The organism is Polaribacter sp. (assembly GCF_051251875.1).
In the GTDB taxonomy this organism is placed as follows: domain Bacteria; phylum Bacteroidota; class Bacteroidia; order Flavobacteriales; family Flavobacteriaceae; genus Polaribacter.
In genome coordinates, this window is the sequence record NZ_JBPOGL010000012.1 from 60,590 (window position 1) to 77,607 (window position 17,018).

The 17,018-nt window shown below is 30.9% G+C and carries 15 protein-coding genes; 1 reads left to right on the forward strand and 14 read right to left on the reverse strand.

Going from position 1 to position 17,018, the window contains the following annotated elements:
* Positions 1-68: 68 nt before the first annotated feature.
* The 5 genes from ACSHW5_RS07540 to ACSHW5_RS07560 form a co-directional block, all read right to left on the reverse strand.
* A complete protein-coding gene (locus ACSHW5_RS07540) occupies positions 69-1,115 on the reverse strand; it encodes a VWA domain-containing protein (RefSeq protein WP_435675503.1) in 1,047 nt (348 codons plus the stop codon).
* An 87-nt stretch (positions 1,116-1,202) separates the two neighbouring features.
* A complete protein-coding gene (locus ACSHW5_RS07545) occupies positions 1,203-2,210 on the reverse strand; it encodes a vWA domain-containing protein (RefSeq protein WP_435675504.1) in 1,008 nt (335 codons plus the stop codon).
* A complete protein-coding gene (locus ACSHW5_RS07550) occupies positions 2,197-3,048 on the reverse strand; it encodes a hypothetical protein (protein ID WP_435675534.1) in 852 nt (283 codons plus the stop codon). The genes ACSHW5_RS07545 and ACSHW5_RS07550 overlap by 14 nt, the downstream gene beginning before the upstream one ends.
* 227 nt (positions 3,049-3,275) lie before the next feature.
* Positions 3,276-4,145, reverse strand: a complete 870-nt coding sequence (locus ACSHW5_RS07555; protein WP_435675505.1) for a DUF58 domain-containing protein — start codon at positions 4,143-4,145, stop codon at positions 3,276-3,278.
* A gap of 69 nt (positions 4,146-4,214) precedes the next feature.
* Positions 4,215-5,204: an AAA family ATPase gene (locus tag ACSHW5_RS07560; protein ID WP_435675506.1), complete on the reverse strand. Its 990-nt coding sequence runs from the start codon at positions 5,202-5,204 to the stop codon at positions 4,215-4,217.
* 200 nt (positions 5,205-5,404) lie between these two features.
* Here ACSHW5_RS07560 and ACSHW5_RS07565 point away from each other — a divergent pair, with 200 nt between their 5' ends.
* Positions 5,405-8,281 (forward strand): TonB-dependent receptor, encoded by a 2,877-nt coding sequence (locus ACSHW5_RS07565; RefSeq protein ID WP_435675507.1) that lies wholly within the window; start codon positions 5,405-5,407, stop codon positions 8,279-8,281.
* Between the two features lie 46 nt (positions 8,282-8,327).
* Here the strand turns inward: ACSHW5_RS07565 and ACSHW5_RS07570 are convergent, their stop codons facing one another.
* The 9 genes from ACSHW5_RS07570 to atpH all read right to left on the reverse strand — a co-directional run bounded on the left by ACSHW5_RS07570 (position 8,328) and on the right by atpH (position 17,018).
* Positions 8,328-9,092, reverse strand: coding sequence for a UDP-2,3-diacylglucosamine diphosphatase (locus ACSHW5_RS07570; protein ID WP_435675508.1), 765 nt, complete (start codon positions 9,090-9,092; stop codon positions 8,328-8,330).
* Between the two features lie 15 nt (positions 9,093-9,107).
* On the reverse strand, positions 9,108-10,682 hold the full coding sequence (locus ACSHW5_RS07575; protein WP_435675509.1) for a S41 family peptidase: 1,575 nt from the start codon (positions 10,680-10,682) through the stop codon (positions 9,108-9,110).
* The gene (locus ACSHW5_RS07580; RefSeq protein ID WP_435675510.1) at positions 10,672-11,100 is read right to left on the reverse strand and encodes a deoxycytidylate deaminase; all 429 of its coding nucleotides are present in this window, start codon (positions 11,098-11,100) and stop codon (positions 10,672-10,674) included. Before ACSHW5_RS07580 ends, ACSHW5_RS07575 begins: the two co-directional genes overlap by 11 nt.
* A 78-nt stretch (positions 11,101-11,178) precedes the next feature.
* On the reverse strand, positions 11,179-11,760 hold the full coding sequence (locus ACSHW5_RS07585; RefSeq protein ID WP_435675511.1) for a HupE/UreJ family protein: 582 nt from the start codon (positions 11,758-11,760) through the stop codon (positions 11,179-11,181).
* Positions 11,761-11,925: 165 nt separating this feature from the next.
* The gene (locus ACSHW5_RS07590) at positions 11,926-12,864 is read right to left on the reverse strand and encodes a hypothetical protein (RefSeq protein WP_435675512.1); all 939 of its coding nucleotides are present in this window, start codon (positions 12,862-12,864) and stop codon (positions 11,926-11,928) included.
* 64 nt (positions 12,865-12,928) lie between these two features.
* Positions 12,929-13,405 (reverse strand): hypothetical protein, encoded by a 477-nt coding sequence (locus tag ACSHW5_RS07595; RefSeq protein ID WP_435675513.1) that lies wholly within the window; start codon positions 13,403-13,405, stop codon positions 12,929-12,931.
* A gap of 521 nt (positions 13,406-13,926) precedes the next feature.
* Complete coding sequence (atpG, locus tag ACSHW5_RS07600) at positions 13,927-14,793, reverse strand: ATP synthase F1 subunit gamma (RefSeq protein ID WP_435675514.1); 867 nt, start codon at positions 14,791-14,793, stop codon at positions 13,927-13,929.
* A 68-nt stretch (positions 14,794-14,861) separates the two neighbouring features.
* Positions 14,862-16,439: a F0F1 ATP synthase subunit alpha gene (gene atpA, locus ACSHW5_RS07605; RefSeq protein WP_435675515.1), complete on the reverse strand. Its 1,578-nt coding sequence runs from the start codon at positions 16,437-16,439 to the stop codon at positions 14,862-14,864.
* 21 nt (positions 16,440-16,460) lie between these two features.
* Positions 16,461-17,018: an ATP synthase F1 subunit delta gene (gene atpH / locus ACSHW5_RS07610; RefSeq protein WP_435675516.1), complete on the reverse strand. Its 558-nt coding sequence runs from the start codon at positions 17,016-17,018 to the stop codon at positions 16,461-16,463.

Sequence of the window (17,018 nt, forward strand, 5' to 3'; positions counted from 1 at the left end):
TAATCGGCTCATTTGGTATCCTTTAATTTCAGTTGATGAAATTGTGTCTTTTTTAGAAATAAAGTAGGTTATTTATTCGATTTTTCTTCTCCAAACAAATCTACTTTTCGCAGCCATTTTGTTTTCTTTTCAAACAAGAAGATATCAATAATTAAAAAGAACAAACCAATGGCTAAAAACCATTGAAATTGGTCTTTATAATCTGAAAATTGTGTAGTTTCAAACTCGTTTTTTTCTGCATTGGCAATTACATCTGCCATAAATTTTACAGGTGTATTGGTGCTATTTCCATCAATATAACTCCCATTGGCAACCTCTGCAATTCCTTCTAAAACGGCAGCATTTCTTTTGGTAATCACCGTTTCTCCTTTGCTATCCTTTTTATAACCAATCATAGAGCCATTTAATCGCATAGGAATTGGCCCACCATTCTCTGTACCTACACCAACAGTATATATTTTTACACCTTCGTTTGCGATGGTTTGGGCAACTTCTTTGGTTTCTTCCTGATGATCTTCTCCATCAGAAATCATAATTAAAAACCGGTTCGTTTGCTCATCATTATTATAATACGTTTTGGCCAATTCTAAAGCTTCGTTAATGGCTGTTCCTTGACTAGAAACCATATCTGGACTCGCATTTTGCAAAAACATATTTGCCGCTGCATGATCTGTAGTAATAGGTAAAAGAGGATATGCATTTCCTGCGTAAATAATAATTCCTACTCTATCTGAACCCAATTGATCTATAGTTCTAGAAATAATTTGTTTGGCTTTTTCTAATCTATTAGGCGCAATATCTTCAGCAAGCATACTTTTAGAAACATCTAACGCAAAAACAACATCTACACCCTCTCTTTTTAATGTTTGAAGTTTTGTACCCATTTTAGGATTTGTCAATGAAATTACTAAAAAAGTAATACCTAAAAGTAGAAATACTAATTTTACAACCGATTTAAAGGTAGATGAATTTGGAGCCAATTTCTTTAATAAATCTGCATTTGCAAATTTCTTTTGGGCTCTTTTTTTCCACCAAAAAACCAACAGAAAAATGACAATTATTGCCGGAATAATTGCTAATAAATAAAAATAAAATGGTTCTTCTATTCTGTACATTTGGCTAATATTGGAAGATTCAAAAATTGAATAATTAAAGATTTTCGTCCCTTTTAATCTTTTTAATTCTTCAATCTTTTAATGATATTAAATAAAACTTTTAAAAATGGTATTTCTCAACAAAAATTCTAACAACAAAAACCCGATTGCTAAAAAGACAAAAAATCTATATTTCTCTTGATAATTATAATATTTAAATTCTTCTATTTTTGTTTTTTCTAACTTGTCAATTTCATCATAAATTTCTTTTAATGATGTATTATCAGTAGCTCTAAAATATTTACCATCGGTTTCAGATGCTATTTCTTTTAACAAGGCTTCATCTATTTCTACTTGTTGTTTTCTAAACTGTAATTGACCTGTTCTAGGATCTCTACTCCAAGGAAAATCTGCCATTCCGTTGGTTCCAATTCCTATGGTATACGTTTTAATTTCTAGTTCTTTTGCCAATTCTGTAGCTGTTCTTGGATCAATATTTCCAGAATTATTTACCCCATCTGTTAGTAAAATAATAACCTTACTTTTTGCGTTGCTTTCTTTTAATCTATTTACTGCAGAACCCAAGCCCATACCTATTGCCGTACCGCCTTCTAATTGCCCCCATTTTAAACCAGAAATTGTACGTTTTACAATATTTTTATCACTAGTAATTGGCGTTTGTGTAAAACTTTCTCCAGCATAAACAACAATTCCTATTCTGTCATTTGGTCTTCTATCAACAAAATCTACTGCAACTTTTTTTAACGCCTCTAATCTATTTGGTTTTAAATCTTTTGCCAACATACTTGCAGATACATCTATTGCCATTACAATATCTATCCCCTTGTTTGTTTTTGTTTTTTTACTAATAGAAACGTTTCTTGGTCTTGCCAAGGCAATAATTATTGCTGCTAAAGCCAACAATCTTAACAAGTATAAAATTGGTTTTAATTTTGATACAAAAGATGCTTCTGCTTTAAAACCGTTAATACTTGGTATGGTTAAAATTGCAGCGTCTTTTTTGCGCATAAAAAAATGCCAAACCGCTAAAACAGGAATTATTAATAACAGCCATAAAAACTCGTAATTATAAAATTCAAAATTATTCCAATTCATCATCTTCTTTAATTGGTTTAGGTTTTAAATTACTTACAATATCTTGAGCATCTTTTCTGTCTTCCTCTATTTCTAAAGATAAAGGTTTCGATTTTGCAAATTTTACCAAATCTGCTTCTTGCAATAATTCTTTTAATTTCTTAATAGTTTCTGTTGATGTTTGAATTGCTTCAGAATCTTTAAAATCTTTTAACATTTCTATGACTTCATCTGTAGTATTTTCTAATGCAGGTACATGCAATTCACGTTCAATATAACCACGTACAATTTCTGTTAATTCAGAATAATACTCTTTTACTTTATTGTTTTGCCATAACAATTTTTCATCTAATTCATTCAATCTAAAAATAGCTTCTTCATAAGGCGGCAATGTTCTGTAAGTAGGCTCATCTTCTTCCATTTTTCGTTTTCTAATCACAAAATAGTAAATCCAGAAAGCAATAATTGCCAAGGCAGCTAAGAAGATATAAAGATAAATTTTAAAATCGTCAAAAGTATAAGGTTCACTTTTAATAGATTTAATAGGAAACTTTTTAACTTTTGTAGTATCAACAGCAATAGTAGCCACATTTACCAATAAAGAATCTGTTAAAAATGCTTGGTTCTTTACAAATATTTGTTGCTGCGGAATGTAAAAAGCACCACTATCAAAACCTGTTAAAATGTATTTTCTAACAAGGCTATTTTTTATGGTATCTACTTCTGTAGAATCAACAATTTCTAAACCTTGTAATAATAATTTAGGTAGAATTACATTCTCTGTTTCACCTACTGAAATCTTTAAATTAAACTGTTCACCAATTCTAATATTTGTGGTGTCAATTGCTGCTTTTACCATTCCTTCTTGTGAAAAAGTAGAGAAACAGAAAAGAGAAAAAAGAAAAAAGAAAAAGCCTCTCACCTCAATCCTCTCTCCAAAGGAGAAAGGACGTTTAGCTTGTGCTTTTTTATAAGCTAATTGAATATTTATATTTTTTGCGTTTTTTTTCAACTTTAAAATTATATTTTTTTACAGTTTGTTTCCAGTATACTTTCCTTCCCTTTGGGAAGGTTAGGATGGGCTTTTTATCTTCCTTTATGTTTAAAATAACCTAATAATTTTTTTACGTAGTTTTCATCAACCCTTGTATTAACAGTACCTGCGCCACTTAATTTAAACCTGTTTATATAATAATCGGTTAAACGTAAAGCATTTGCTTTGTAGCCTGTTCTTACAGATTTAGATGCGGTATTTATTAGCCTAATTTCTCTAGTTTCAGAATCTATCATGGGCACCATTCCTAAATTAGGAATTTCCTCATCATGTTTATCGTAAATTCTAATACCAGTTAAATCATGTTTTTTTGCTGCAATTTTTAGCGTTTTTTCATAATCATCATCCATAAAATCAGAAAGCATAAAAACAATGGCTCTTTTTTTCATCACACTAGATAAAAACTTTAAAGCAACAGCAATATTTGTTTTTCTACTTTTTGGTTTAAATTCTATCAACTCTCTAATAATTCTTAAAACATGACTTTTTCCTTTTTTGGGAGGAATAAATAGCTCTATATCATCAGAAAATAAAATTAAACCTACTTTATCGTTATTTTGAGTGGCAGAAAACGCCAATGTAGCGGCAATTTCTGTAACTGTATCTTTTTTAAATTGTGTTGATGTTCCAAAAAGCTCAGAACCAGAAACGTCTACCAAAAGCATCATGGTTAACTCGCGTTCTTCTTCAAATACCTTTATATAAGGTTCATTGTAACGTGCAGTAACATTCCAATCTATGGCTCTTACATCATCTCCAAATTGGTATTGTCTTACTTCAGAAAAAGTCATACCACGTCCTTTGAATGATGAATGGTATTCACCTCCAAAAATATCATTAGACAAACGTTTTGTCTTAATTTCTATTTTCCGAACTTTTTTAAGTATTTCTTTTGTCTCCAATGTGTAAGCGTGTGTTGTTGTATTTGTTTAATTGAGAATTGTAGCGTAATGTTACTAAAATTACACACTCTATGGTACTTCAACCTCATTAATAATTGAATTGATAATATCTACAGAGGTTACATTTTCTGCTTCCGCTTCATAAGTAATTCCTATTCTGTGACGCAAAATATCAAAAACAACAGCTCTTACATCTTCTGGAATTACATACCCTCTTCTTTTAATAAAAGCATAACATTTTGCTGCTTTTGCAAGGTTAATACTTCCCCTTGGAGAGGCTCCGAAACTAATTAAATCTTTTAATTGTGGTAAATTATATTTTTCTGGATAACGAGTTGCAAAGATAATATCAAGAATGTATTTCTCAATTTTCTCATCCATATACACTTCATTAGCCACTTCTCTTGCTCTTAAAATTTCTGCAACCGAAACTACAGGATTTACTTTTGCAAATCCGCCATTTAAGTTCTGACGCATAATAATTTGCTCGTCTTGTAATTTTGGATAATCAATAACAACCTTTAGCATAAATCTATCTACTTGTGCTTCTGGTAACGGATACGTTCCTTCTTGTTCTACAGGGTTTTGAGTTGCCATTACTAAGAAAGGCTCGTCTAACTTAAAAGTAGTATCACCAATAGTAATCTGACGCTCTTGCATAGCTTCTAACAAAGCAGATTGTACTTTTGCTGGCGCTCTGTTAATCTCATCTGCCAATACAAAATTTGCAAAAATTGGTCCTTTTTTAATGGCAAAGTCGTTTTCTTTCATGTTATAAATCATGGTTCCAACAACATCTGCAGGCAATAAATCTGGGGTAAATTGTACTCTACTAAAACTAGCTTGTACAGCTTTAGACAAGGTATTAATTGCTAATGTTTTTGCCAATCCAGGAACTCCTTCTAGCAAAATATGACCGTTTCCAATCAATCCAATCAACAAACTTTCTATCATTTGTTTTTGGCCAACAATTACTTTATTCATTTCTAAAGTAAGAATGTCTATAAAGGCACTTTCTCTTTCTATTTTTTCATTAATAGCTCTTACATCTACATCCATTATAATATTGTATTAGGTGTTTATTTTTTGAAAAACAAAACTACACTTTTAACAACTTTGTAATTGTTAAAAGTTGGTTAAAGATGTTGATTTTTTTTTACACTTTTCAATAGAAAAAAAACAAAGAAAATGTTAAAAAACTGTCTTTTTTAAATAAATAAAGCCATATTTGTTGATAATAATTCAAAAATATATATAATATGAAAGAAAATTACATGTTTAAAAGTTTAGTAATTGCCTTATTATTTATGCTCCCAATGGCTTTGGTAGCACAAACAATAAAAGGTAAAGTTACAGATTCATCTGGCGGTGGTTTACCTTATATGAATGTTGTTGAAAAAGGAACAAGCAATGGAACTGTAACAGATGACAACGGAGAGTTCTCTATTAACGTAAAAAGTTTACCTGTTAAATTAATAGTTTCTTCTATGGGTTTTGCTACCAAACAGGTAAATGTTAGTAAAACAAGCTATTTAACAATTGTGATAAAGGAAGATAATTCTTTAGAAGAAGTTGTAGTTATTGGATCTAGAAACCCTAATAGAACAGCTATAGATTCTCCTGTTCCTATAGATATTGTAGATATAAAAGAGTTGGCAGCGTCATCTCCGCAGGTTAATTTAAATCAGATTTTAAATTTTGTAGCACCTTCATTTACGTCAAATACGCAAACCATTTCTGATGGTACAGATCACATAGATCCGGCATCACTAAGAGGTTTAGGACCAGATCAGGTTTTGGTATTAATCAATGGTAAAAGAAGACACACTTCTTCTTTAGTAAACGTAAACGGGACTTTCGGACGAGGTAGTGTAGGTACAGATTTAAATGCAATACCAGCAGCTTCTATTAAAAGAATTGAAGTTTTACGTGATGGAGCAGCAGCACAATATGGTTCTGATGCAATTGCTGGGGTTATTAATATTGTTTTAAATGAAAGTGTTAATGAATTAACCTTAACAGTTACTACTGGTGCAAATTTTAGTAAAAATGCAAACGGACAAACTGGTGGTGTAGACGGACAAACCACTAATATTAGTGCTAACTACGGATTGCCAATTGGTGATAAAGGTGGATTTATTAACTTTACTGGAGATTTTGATGTAAGAGAAGATTACAGCAGAATGAAAGAATGGGAAGGAACCATATTTAACCTATATAATACGGTAGAAAGATTTGCAAACAATGATGGTTATGATCTTTCTAAATTACTAGATAATGATGTAAACGATGTTATACAGTATGCAAACCAAGCGGGAATTAATTTAAACGGAGCAACAACAAAAACTCAATTACAAGGCATTTTATCTGGAGACAATACAACTGCAGAATTAGCAGCAAGAGGTTTAGAAAGAAAAGATTTTAACATGAGAGTTGGACAATCTAAAGTGCGTGGTGGTAGATTTTTTGCCAACTTTAAATTGCCTTTAGATGATAATGGTACAGAATTATATTCTTTTGCTGGTTTAGGTTCTAGAGACGGTAATTCTGCCGGTTTTTATAGGTTACCAAACCAAAGTAGAACATATACGCCTGCATATATTAACGGTTTTTTACCTGAGATTAATTCTACTATTTCAGACAAATCTTTAGCAGTAGGAATTAAAGGTAAAGTTGGAGAATGGAATGTAGATTTTTCAAATACCTACGGTAAAAATGCATTTGATTATTTGATTGGTAATACCTTTAATGCATCTCAAGGAAATGCATCTCCAACAGTTTTTGATGCTGGTGGTTTTGCTTTTGCTCAAAATACAGTAAACCTAGATTTAAACAAATTTTACGAAGATACATTTGAAGGTTTGGGAGTAGCTTTTGGTGCAGAATATCGTTTAGAAAATTATGAGATTACAGCCGGTGAAGAAGCATCATATACGCAATACACTGCCGCAGGTGAAGCAATTACCTTATCAACACAAACACCTTTATTAGACTTTTTTGGAAGTCGTAGACCAGGAGGTTCTCAAGTGTTTCCAGGTTTTAGTCCAAGTAATGAGTTGTCTAGAGGAAGAAGTAGTGTTGCTGGTTATATAGATTTAGACGCAAGTTTTACTGAAGCTTTTTCAGCAAATTTTGCTACACGTTTTGAAAATTACTCAGATTTTGGATCAACAGTAAACTTTAAATTGGCTACTTTAATTAAAGCGTCAGAAAATTTTAGAATTAGAGCTTCTTTTAACACTGGTTTTAGAGCGCCTTCTTTACACCAAATAAACTTTAATTCTACCTCAACTATTTTTGATCAAAACGGAGATCCACAAGAAGTAGGAACTTTTGCAAATGATAGTAGAGCAGCACAATTATTAGGCATTCCTCAATTAAAAGAAGAAACTTCTACGAGTTTTAGTGCAGGTTTTACCGCAAAATTACCAGATGCAAATATTACTTTAACTTTAGATGGTTATCTTGTTAATATTGATGATAGAGTGGTTTATACTGGTCAGTTTCAAGGACCAGGTACTGGGACAGAATTAGATAATTTATTAGCCCAAGCAAATGCTTCTGCGGCATCCTTTTTTGCCAATGCAATAGACACGCGTTCTAAAGGAATTGATTTTGTGATTACACATAAAGCAGACTTTGGTTCTAATTCTAGATTAAAATCAGATTTATCTGCTACTTTATCTAAAACAGAACAAGTAGGTGATATTAATGCATCTACAGTTTTAGAGAATGCAGGTTTAGTTAGCACCTATTTCCCTGAAGATAGTAGGGTGTATTTAGAAGAAGCAGTGCCAAGAACTAAGTTAAACTTAACAAATAGTTTTACAGCTGGTAAATTCAATATTTTTCTAAGAAATGTATATTTTGGTGAAGTAACAGAAGCTACCACAGTAGTTGCAAACCAACAGGTTTTTGGTTCTAAAGTGGTTACAGATTTATCTTTTGGTTATAAAGCTACAGATAATTTAACATTAACAGTGGGCGCAAATAACTTGTTAGATATTTACCCAGATATGGCAGAAGCTTCTTATGGTAATAGAAGTGATGGGCGTTTTGATTGGTCTAGAAGAGCACAACAATTTGGTATTGGTGGTAGATTCTTATTTGCAAGAATAAGTTTAAACTTAAAATAAACCAATAATTTTATATTTAAAAAAGCGGCAAAATTGCCGCTTTTTTTTATTCTGTGTATTCCAAAAGTTTCAAGTCGGTTTCAAATTTACCATAGGTAAAATAATGAATCCAATCTCCTAGATTTACATAAGTAGCGTTTTCTTCTAGTTTAATTTCTAAAGGCAAATGTCTGTGTCCAAACACAAAATAATCATAGTGTTTAGTGGTTAGTTTTTGTTTGCAATACTGTACCAACCATTCATTTTCATCACCCAAATATTTTGCATCTTCATCACCAGAAATAAGTTTATTTTTTACGGACATATATTGCCCTAATTTTACACCTAAATCTGGGTGTAACCATTTAAACATCCATTTAAACAAAGGAAATGTAAATACTTTTTTCATGCGTTTGTAACCGTGATCTCCAGGACCTAAACCGTCTCCATGACCAATTAAAAAAAGTTTATTGTTGATTAGAAATTCTTGTGGTTGATGAAAAACGGGAATATTTAATTCTTTTTCGAAATAATCATTCATCCATAAATCATGATTTCCAATAAAAAAGTAAATAGGAATTCCGGAATCTTTAATTTCGGCTAACTTTCCTAAAACCCGTACAAATCCCTTAGGAACAACGGTCTTATACTCAAACCAAAAATCGAATAAATCACCTAATAAAAAAATTGCTTCGGCATCTTTTTTAACCATATCTAACCAAGCCACAAACTTTTTTTCTCTTGGAAAACTTGCTTCTGGAGTTGGCGCGCCTAAATGCTGATCTGAAGCAAAGTAAACTTTTTTATTTTTTGAAGTGGTAATTGAAATCATTTGTACAAAGAAAGGTTATTCTTGTTTACTTTCCAACTCCAAAACCTTTTGCAACATTTTATCATCTTGATGCATGGTTCTATAAAAACCAACATCACCAAAAAGCGTATTTGCAATGGCTGAGTTTAAGTATTTTTTTACGCGTTGTTTTGTTTTATATGATGGTTTTGTAATATCTTTAATACTAACAAGATACTTATTTAAAATGGTGTCATCTGCATCAAATTTCGCAATAAAAGTATCTATTGTCCATTTTTTTAATTCTTTTCTATTTGTATCTACATAATCAAAAGCATAATTATTGATTGAATTAAAATAAAAATTAGAGATGTAAGAAGTAGTGTCTATTGCAACAAAAACATCTGGTATTATTCCACCACCGCCATACACCGTTTTTCCTTTTGGTGTTGTATATTTTAAAGAATCTACTACTTTTATACTGTCTTTACTTAATAACTCTCCGTTAGAAATTCTTTTTTGATAATCCTTATAATAACTTGAGCTTCCGTCATGGTCATAAGGTTTTTGAATAGAACGCCCAGTTGGTGTATAATAACGTGCCGTTGTTAAGCGCACTGCAGAGCCATCTCCCAAATCCATTTCTATTTGTACCAAACCTTTTCCAAAAGACCTACGTCCAATAATAGTTCCTTTATCATTGTCTTGCAATGCTCCTGCAACAATTTCTGATGCAGACGCAGAATTTTCATCAATTAAAACATACAAACCTCCATTTTCAAAATCACCTTTTGAAGTAGCAAAAGATTCTTCAATTTTATTTTTATTATTTTTTGTAAAAACAATTAGTTTATCATCTTCTAAAAACTCATCTACAATACTGTTGGCAATATCTATAAAACCACCGCCATTTCCTCTTAAATCTAACACCAAATCTGTCATTCCGCTCTTTAAAAGTTCTGCGAGTGAAGATTTGAATTCTGTGAAGGTATTTCTAGCAAACCTATCTAGTTTTATGTATCCCACAGAATCATTTATCATATACGCTAAATCTACACTTTTAATATTTACTTTTCCGCGAGCAATATCAACAGTAAAAATGGAGTCATTGCTTTTTCTATATATTTTAAGCGCAACTTTTGTGTTTGGCTTTCCTTTTAGGTAATCTGGCACAATATCACTCATCATTTCTTTACCAAAAAGTGTGTCTTTATTTGCCATTAAAATTCGGTCTCCGGCTTTAATACCCGCTTTTATACTTGGACCTCCTTTTATAGGTTGAATAACGGTAATGGTATCATTTATAATTCTAAATTGCACTCCTATTCCAACAAAATTACCTTGCATATTTTCTGTAACTGCTTGCAAATTTTCTTTTGGAATATAGACAGAATGTGGATCTAATTTACCCAACATTTCTGAAATAGCACCGTCCAATAATTCTTCTGTATTAATGGTATCTACATAATCTTTTTCTATAAAATTGATAAGTCTTTTAATCTTTAATTCTTGCGATGAATTTTTAGATAGAGACAATATATTGCTAGATTTTCCTCCGAAAGAAACTCCTATTAAAATACCAAAAACTACAGCAATAGAAAAGTAAATTGGTAGGTAATGTTTATTTTTCATACGGTAAATGTTTTAGAGCTACACCTGCTTTTTCTAGAAATTGTAACCCCGAAGTATCTTTATAAGAATTTGCATAAACAACGCGTTTAATGCCTGCTTGATGAATTAATTTACTGCATTGTGTACAGGGCGATAAAGTAATGTATAATGTGGCTCCTTTTGCTGATTGAGTAGAACTAGCTACTTTTAAAATGGCATTGGCTTCTGCATGTAAAACCTCCCATTTGGTTACACCATCTTCATCTTCACAACAATTATCGAAACCGGTTGGAGTTCCGTTAAATCCATCAGAAATTATCATTCTATCTTTTACAATTAAAGCTCCTACTTGTTTGCGTTCGCAATGAGAAAGTTTTCCCCATTCGAACGCCATTTTTAGGTAAGCTGTATCATATTTTAATTGTTTTTTCTCTGTCATTGAACGAAAGTAAAAAGATTTATAGAAATGTTGCGTTAATTAATAGACAAAATTTAACAAAAAAGGTGCTGCTCTGTTTTACCAAAACACGCGTTCTATCATCATTGGTATAGAAAAACCTATTACGATAGATGAACATACCAATACCCAATCTCTTCTTGTTACCTGAACTAAATTTTGCAAAAATGCACCAATTAATAATATTCCAAATACAATAATAATTTGAGACATTTCTATACCCAAAGCAAATTCTAATAAAGGTAAAAGTTTGTCTTCTTCTTTACCAATCATCATTTTAAAATAATTAGAAAAACCTAAACCATGAATGAGTCCGAAAAACAAGGCAAAAACTAAATTGATATTATCTTTTCCGATGGATGCTTTTTTAGCGAATAATACATTGATAACTCCTGTGATAAAAATGGTTACAGGAATTAAAAATTCAATAATATCCATTCTAATTTTTAAAATTCCGTAAGCAGATAGCGCCAAAGTTACAGAATGACCAATAGTAAAAAATGTAATTAACCATAACACTTTTTTCCATTGATTAAAATTAAAAACTACTGCCAATACAATTAAAAACAATACATGATCATAGGCTTCAAAATCTAACACATGATTTAAACCCATATTAAAATAGAGCACAAAATTATCCATTCTTTATTTTTTTTTTGCGAAATTCAAAGATATAAAAAGAATCAGATGTACGTAGATAAAATACTGCTGCAAATAGTATACATAGAAAAAACCGCTCTTTTCAGAGCGGTATTCCTTTCAATTGGTTACAAACAAGTAACCAACCAAAAATCAACTAACCAAACTTTATTTTAAATTTCTTCTAACCTTTGTTTTTCTTTCTACCTTAGTACGTTTTCTATTGTTGTTCCTTACCGCTGGTTTTGCGTTTTCTGACACTTCTACTCCTTTCTTATACTGTATAAATCCTCTTCCTAAAAACTCATAAGTAGTTTCTGAATTTACATTATACAATTCTATTCTTCCATCATTAATAACAGTTAATTCAAACTCTTCAATGTCTCCACCATCATAATTTAGTGTTAATATTTTTAGGTTTTCATAACCTGTTACATCAAACACTTCATAACCACCAATGTAATCCCAATATATATTATCAACTTGTGTGCCATAAGTATCTTGAGAGCTTTTAAAAATGGTAATATCCTCTGGAATAAATTGTAAATAATTTTCATCATCAAACGCATTTACAACACCACCTTTTGTACTTATTTTTTCCCAATCTTGATATTCTTGTAAAAAATATTCTATATTTTCATAGAATAATTTATCATAATCGAACTGATTTTTTTGATATCCTATTAAATAATAATTTACATTTTGTCTGTAATTATAAATTCTAATTTCATTGGTAGAAATTTGGGTAACTTCAAAATCATTTGCACCATCTATATCATGATTTGTTTGCAACTCCCCATTATAGGTATTGTAAGTTCCTACATCAATGCCAAAACCATTTCCTGTTCTACCAATATCTACAATATTATTATTTGCATATAAAATACCGTTATAAAAAGATAAAGTAAAAGCCCTAGAAACATAAGGTACATCTCCATTACCGGTTGTTCTATGATAATCTACATACCATAAATCATAACCAGAGACTATCTCTTCTAAGGTAATTTGAGGTTGATAATTATCTACAAAAATATCTTGATGTGTTGTACAAGAGCTAAAAGTTGCTGCAGTAATTATAATTGCGAAAAGTAGTTTTAAAGATTTCATACGCTTATTTTTTATGGTTCTATTTATGTAATTCCAAAATGCGTGCCAAAAATAAAAAAGCTGTTTATTGAATTCTCATTCCATCAATATTTATTTTTTGTTTTTGTACATTTTCAATTTTAAAATACCGTACTGTATCTGAAATTCTATACCTAATTATTGCTTCATTTTCTTTTAATTTAAAAGGAAACTTCTTCCTTTCCGGAATGGGATTATGAAGTTCATTTTTACTATCCATATCTAAAATAAAATCTCTATCATTTCTTTTGGAAGTATTAAAATGCCCCATTAGCAAGGTGGTTTCTTTGTTATTTTTTACTTCAACTTTAGTTACTTTATTTTGAAAATAGAGTGAATCAAAAATAATATTTGATGCAGTTTTTAACTTAATTTCAACTCTAGTACCACTAACGCCTGCTTGGCCACCGTCCCAATTTGTATAGCTTGCAGATGTTATTTCAAAAGGAATTCCTTTGTCTAGTTTTACACTTTTGCATTGTAAAAAACTTAATAGAATAACTACTATTGATAAAATTTTCATTGGTTTCATTTTTATGGATTTTATTTCAAATGCTATGCCAAGGTATAGTATTAAGGGTTCATGTATCTTTAAGAAAAGTTTTTTTACAGCTAGTTGTGTCTTCCTGTAATAATTGAATTTATTAACTTTTAAAATTCAATTCTATGAAATGTAAACAAATTTCTACTATTATTTAAATATTCTTATAAAATGTATGGAAAGATTCAAAGCCAAAAATAAATAACAGGGTTGAAGATGTACTTTACAAAATGACTTTGGAAGAAAAATTTAGTTCTTGTGGAACGAGAATTCCTACATTAGAAAGATTAGATATTCCTTCTTATGAATGATATGGAGACGCGCTAGATGACTTTGAATCTTGATATAAGGTTTGTATTACCTAAGCATTTTCTATCAAAGCAAGAACATTATAAAACATAATACAAGCATTCGCAAAGATGTAAAATACATAAAAACAAGAAAATCGCAATTGATTCAAAAGAATCAACTGCGATTTTTATTTATTAAATTAAAGTGTACCTCTAATTATTCAAAGCTTCAGCACCACCTACAATTTCTAATATCTCATTAGTAATTGCTGCTTGACGCGCTTTGTTGTATGTCAATAATAAATCGTCTCTTAAATCTTTTGCATTATCGGTAGCTTTATGCATTGCTGTCATACGAGCTCCGTGTTCTGATGCAAAACTATCTCTAATAGATTTATATAATTGTGTTTTTAAAGATTTTGGAATTAACGCCAATACAATTTCTTCTTTCGAAGGTTCAAAAATATAGTCTGAATTTACTGCAGCTGCATCTCCTCCTTCAATTGGTTTAATTGGTAAAAATTGTTCTACTTGTGGCAACTGTGTAGCCGCATTTTTAAATTGATTGTAAACAATTTCTATTCTATCATATTTACCTTCCGCATAAAAACTCATTAACTCTTCTGCAATAAGTGCAACATTATCAAACGTTAAATCGTCATAAATATCATTTCTAGAATCAACAAGGTTGTACAATTTAGATAAGATAGCGCCTCCTTTTTTACCTATGGCAAAAATATCTACTGTTTTATCTGCATATTTTTCATTAACAGTTTTAATTACTTCTTTGGTTATAGAAGAGTTAAAACCACCACATAAACCTCTATTTGAAGTTATTGTTACTAACAATACTTTATGTATAGGTCTTTGTATAGAATACGCTCCACCAGCATCACTATCTAAAGTTGCGCTTAAGTTTTGTAATAATTCTGTAAGCTTAGAAGAATAAGGTCTCATTGCTGTAATAGCATCTTGCGCCTTTTTTAATTTTGCTGCAGACACCATTTTCATTGCAGATGTAATCTGCATGGTAGAACCAATTGAGGTAATTCTATTACGTATTTCTTTTAAGTTTGCCATATGTTATCATTAGTTATTAGTACTTAATTATTAGTAGAAGGTTGCCCTTAACTACTGAACATTAACTGCTAATTAAAATGAGTTGAAATTTCTTTAGCTGCTGCTGTTAAAGTAGCAATTACTTCATCTGTTAATTTTCCAGATTTTAAAGTATCTAAAGTATCTCTATGTTTTGAGTTTAAATAATCTAAATAATCTCTTTCAAATTTCTTTACTTGATCTACAGGAACATCTTTTAATAAATTCTTAGAACCTGCATAAATAATAGCAATTTGATCTTCTACAGAATATGGATCATTTTGAGCTTGTTTTAAAATTTCAACGTTACGTTGTCCTTTAGAAATTACACTCATAGTAGCTGCATCTAAATCTGAACCAAATTTTGCAAACGCTTCTAATTCACGGTATGCTGCTTGATCTAATTTTAAAGTACCAGATACTTTTTTCATTGATTTAATCTGAGCGTTACCACCAACACGAGATACAGAAATACCTACGTTAATTGCCGGACGAACACCAGAGTTAAATAAATCTCCATCTAAGAAAATCTGACCATCTGTAATAGAAATTACGTTTGTTGGAATATATGCTGAAACGTCTCCTGCTTGTGTTTCAATAATTGGCAATGCAGTTAAAGAACCTCCACCTTTTACAATTCCTTTTAAAGAATCTGGTAAATCGTTCATTTCACTTGCAATTTTATCATCATTAATAACTTTTGCAGAACGTTCTAATAATCTTGAGTGTAAGTAAAATACATCACCAGGATATGCCTCACGTCCTGGAGGTCTTCTTAATAATAAAGAAATCTCACGGTAAGCAACAGCTTGTTTAGATAAATCATCATAAATGATTAAAGCAGGTCTACCAGAATCTCTAAAGTATTCTCCAATTGCAGCTCCAGCAAATGGTGCATACACTTGCATTGCTGCAGGATCTGATGCATTTGCTGCAACTATTGTTGTATATGCTAGTGCGCCTTTTTCTTCAAACATGTTTGCAATTGCTGCAACTGTAGAAGCTTTTTGACCTATAGCAACGTATATACAATATACTGGTTCACCAGCATCGTAAAATTCTTTTTGATTTAAGATGGTATCTAAAGCAACGGTAGATTTACCTGTTTGACGGTCTCCAATGATTAACTCACGCTGACCTCTACCAACAGGAATCATTGCATCAATAGATTTAATACCAGTTTGTAATGGTTCTGTTACTGGTTCTCTATAAATAACTCCAGGCGCTCTACGCTCTAAAGGCATTTCGTAAGTTTTACCAGTAATTGGTCCTTTACCATCAATAGGGTTTCCTAAAGTATCTACAACACGTCCTACAACGCCTTCACCTGCTTGTAAAGAAGCAATACGTTCTGTACGTTTTACAGTAGAACCTTCTCTAATAGAAGTTGATGATCCTAATAATACAACACCTACATTATCTTCTTCTAAGTTTAATACGATAGCTTCCAATCCGTCTTCGAATTCTACTAATTCACCATATTGAACATTAGAAAGACCGTAAACACGAGCAATTCCATCTCCTACTTGTAAAACAGTTCCTACTTCGTTTAAAGTTGCTTTTGCTTCAAAGTTAGTTAACTGTTGCTTTAAAATTGCTGATACTTCAGCTGGTTTAATACTTGCCATCTTTTATAATTTGATGTATAATTAAATTTTTGGAATGTAATGACTATTGTCAAATTCCTTTTTCAATTCGTTTAAATAATTAGAGATACTTGCATCATATTGCACATCTCCAACACGTAAAATAAATCCTCCTAAAATAGCCGGATTAATTTCATTTTCTAAATTTGCTTTATCACCCGTTAAGGATATAATTTTAGCCAAAACTTCTTTCTCTATTTCTTTTGATAAAGGAACAGCTGTAGTTACTTTAGCTACTTGCAAATGCTTTTCGAAATCATAAATAACAGCATATTGTTTTGCAATAGAGTAAAGCATTACTATTCTTTTATTATCTTGTAATAAATGAAATAAGCCAAGCGTAATATTGTTTACTTTCCCATCAAACAAAGCTTTTAAAACTTTTATTTTATCAGAAGATTTAACAATAGGACTGTTTAACATTACTTCAAAAGTTTTATTTTCAGAAATTGTAGTTGCTATAAATAACATATCGTCATTTACCGCAGATTCCTCTTTTGAATCTTTAGCAAGATTTAAAATTGCTTTTGCATAACGTATTGCTGCTCTTGCGTCTTTCAT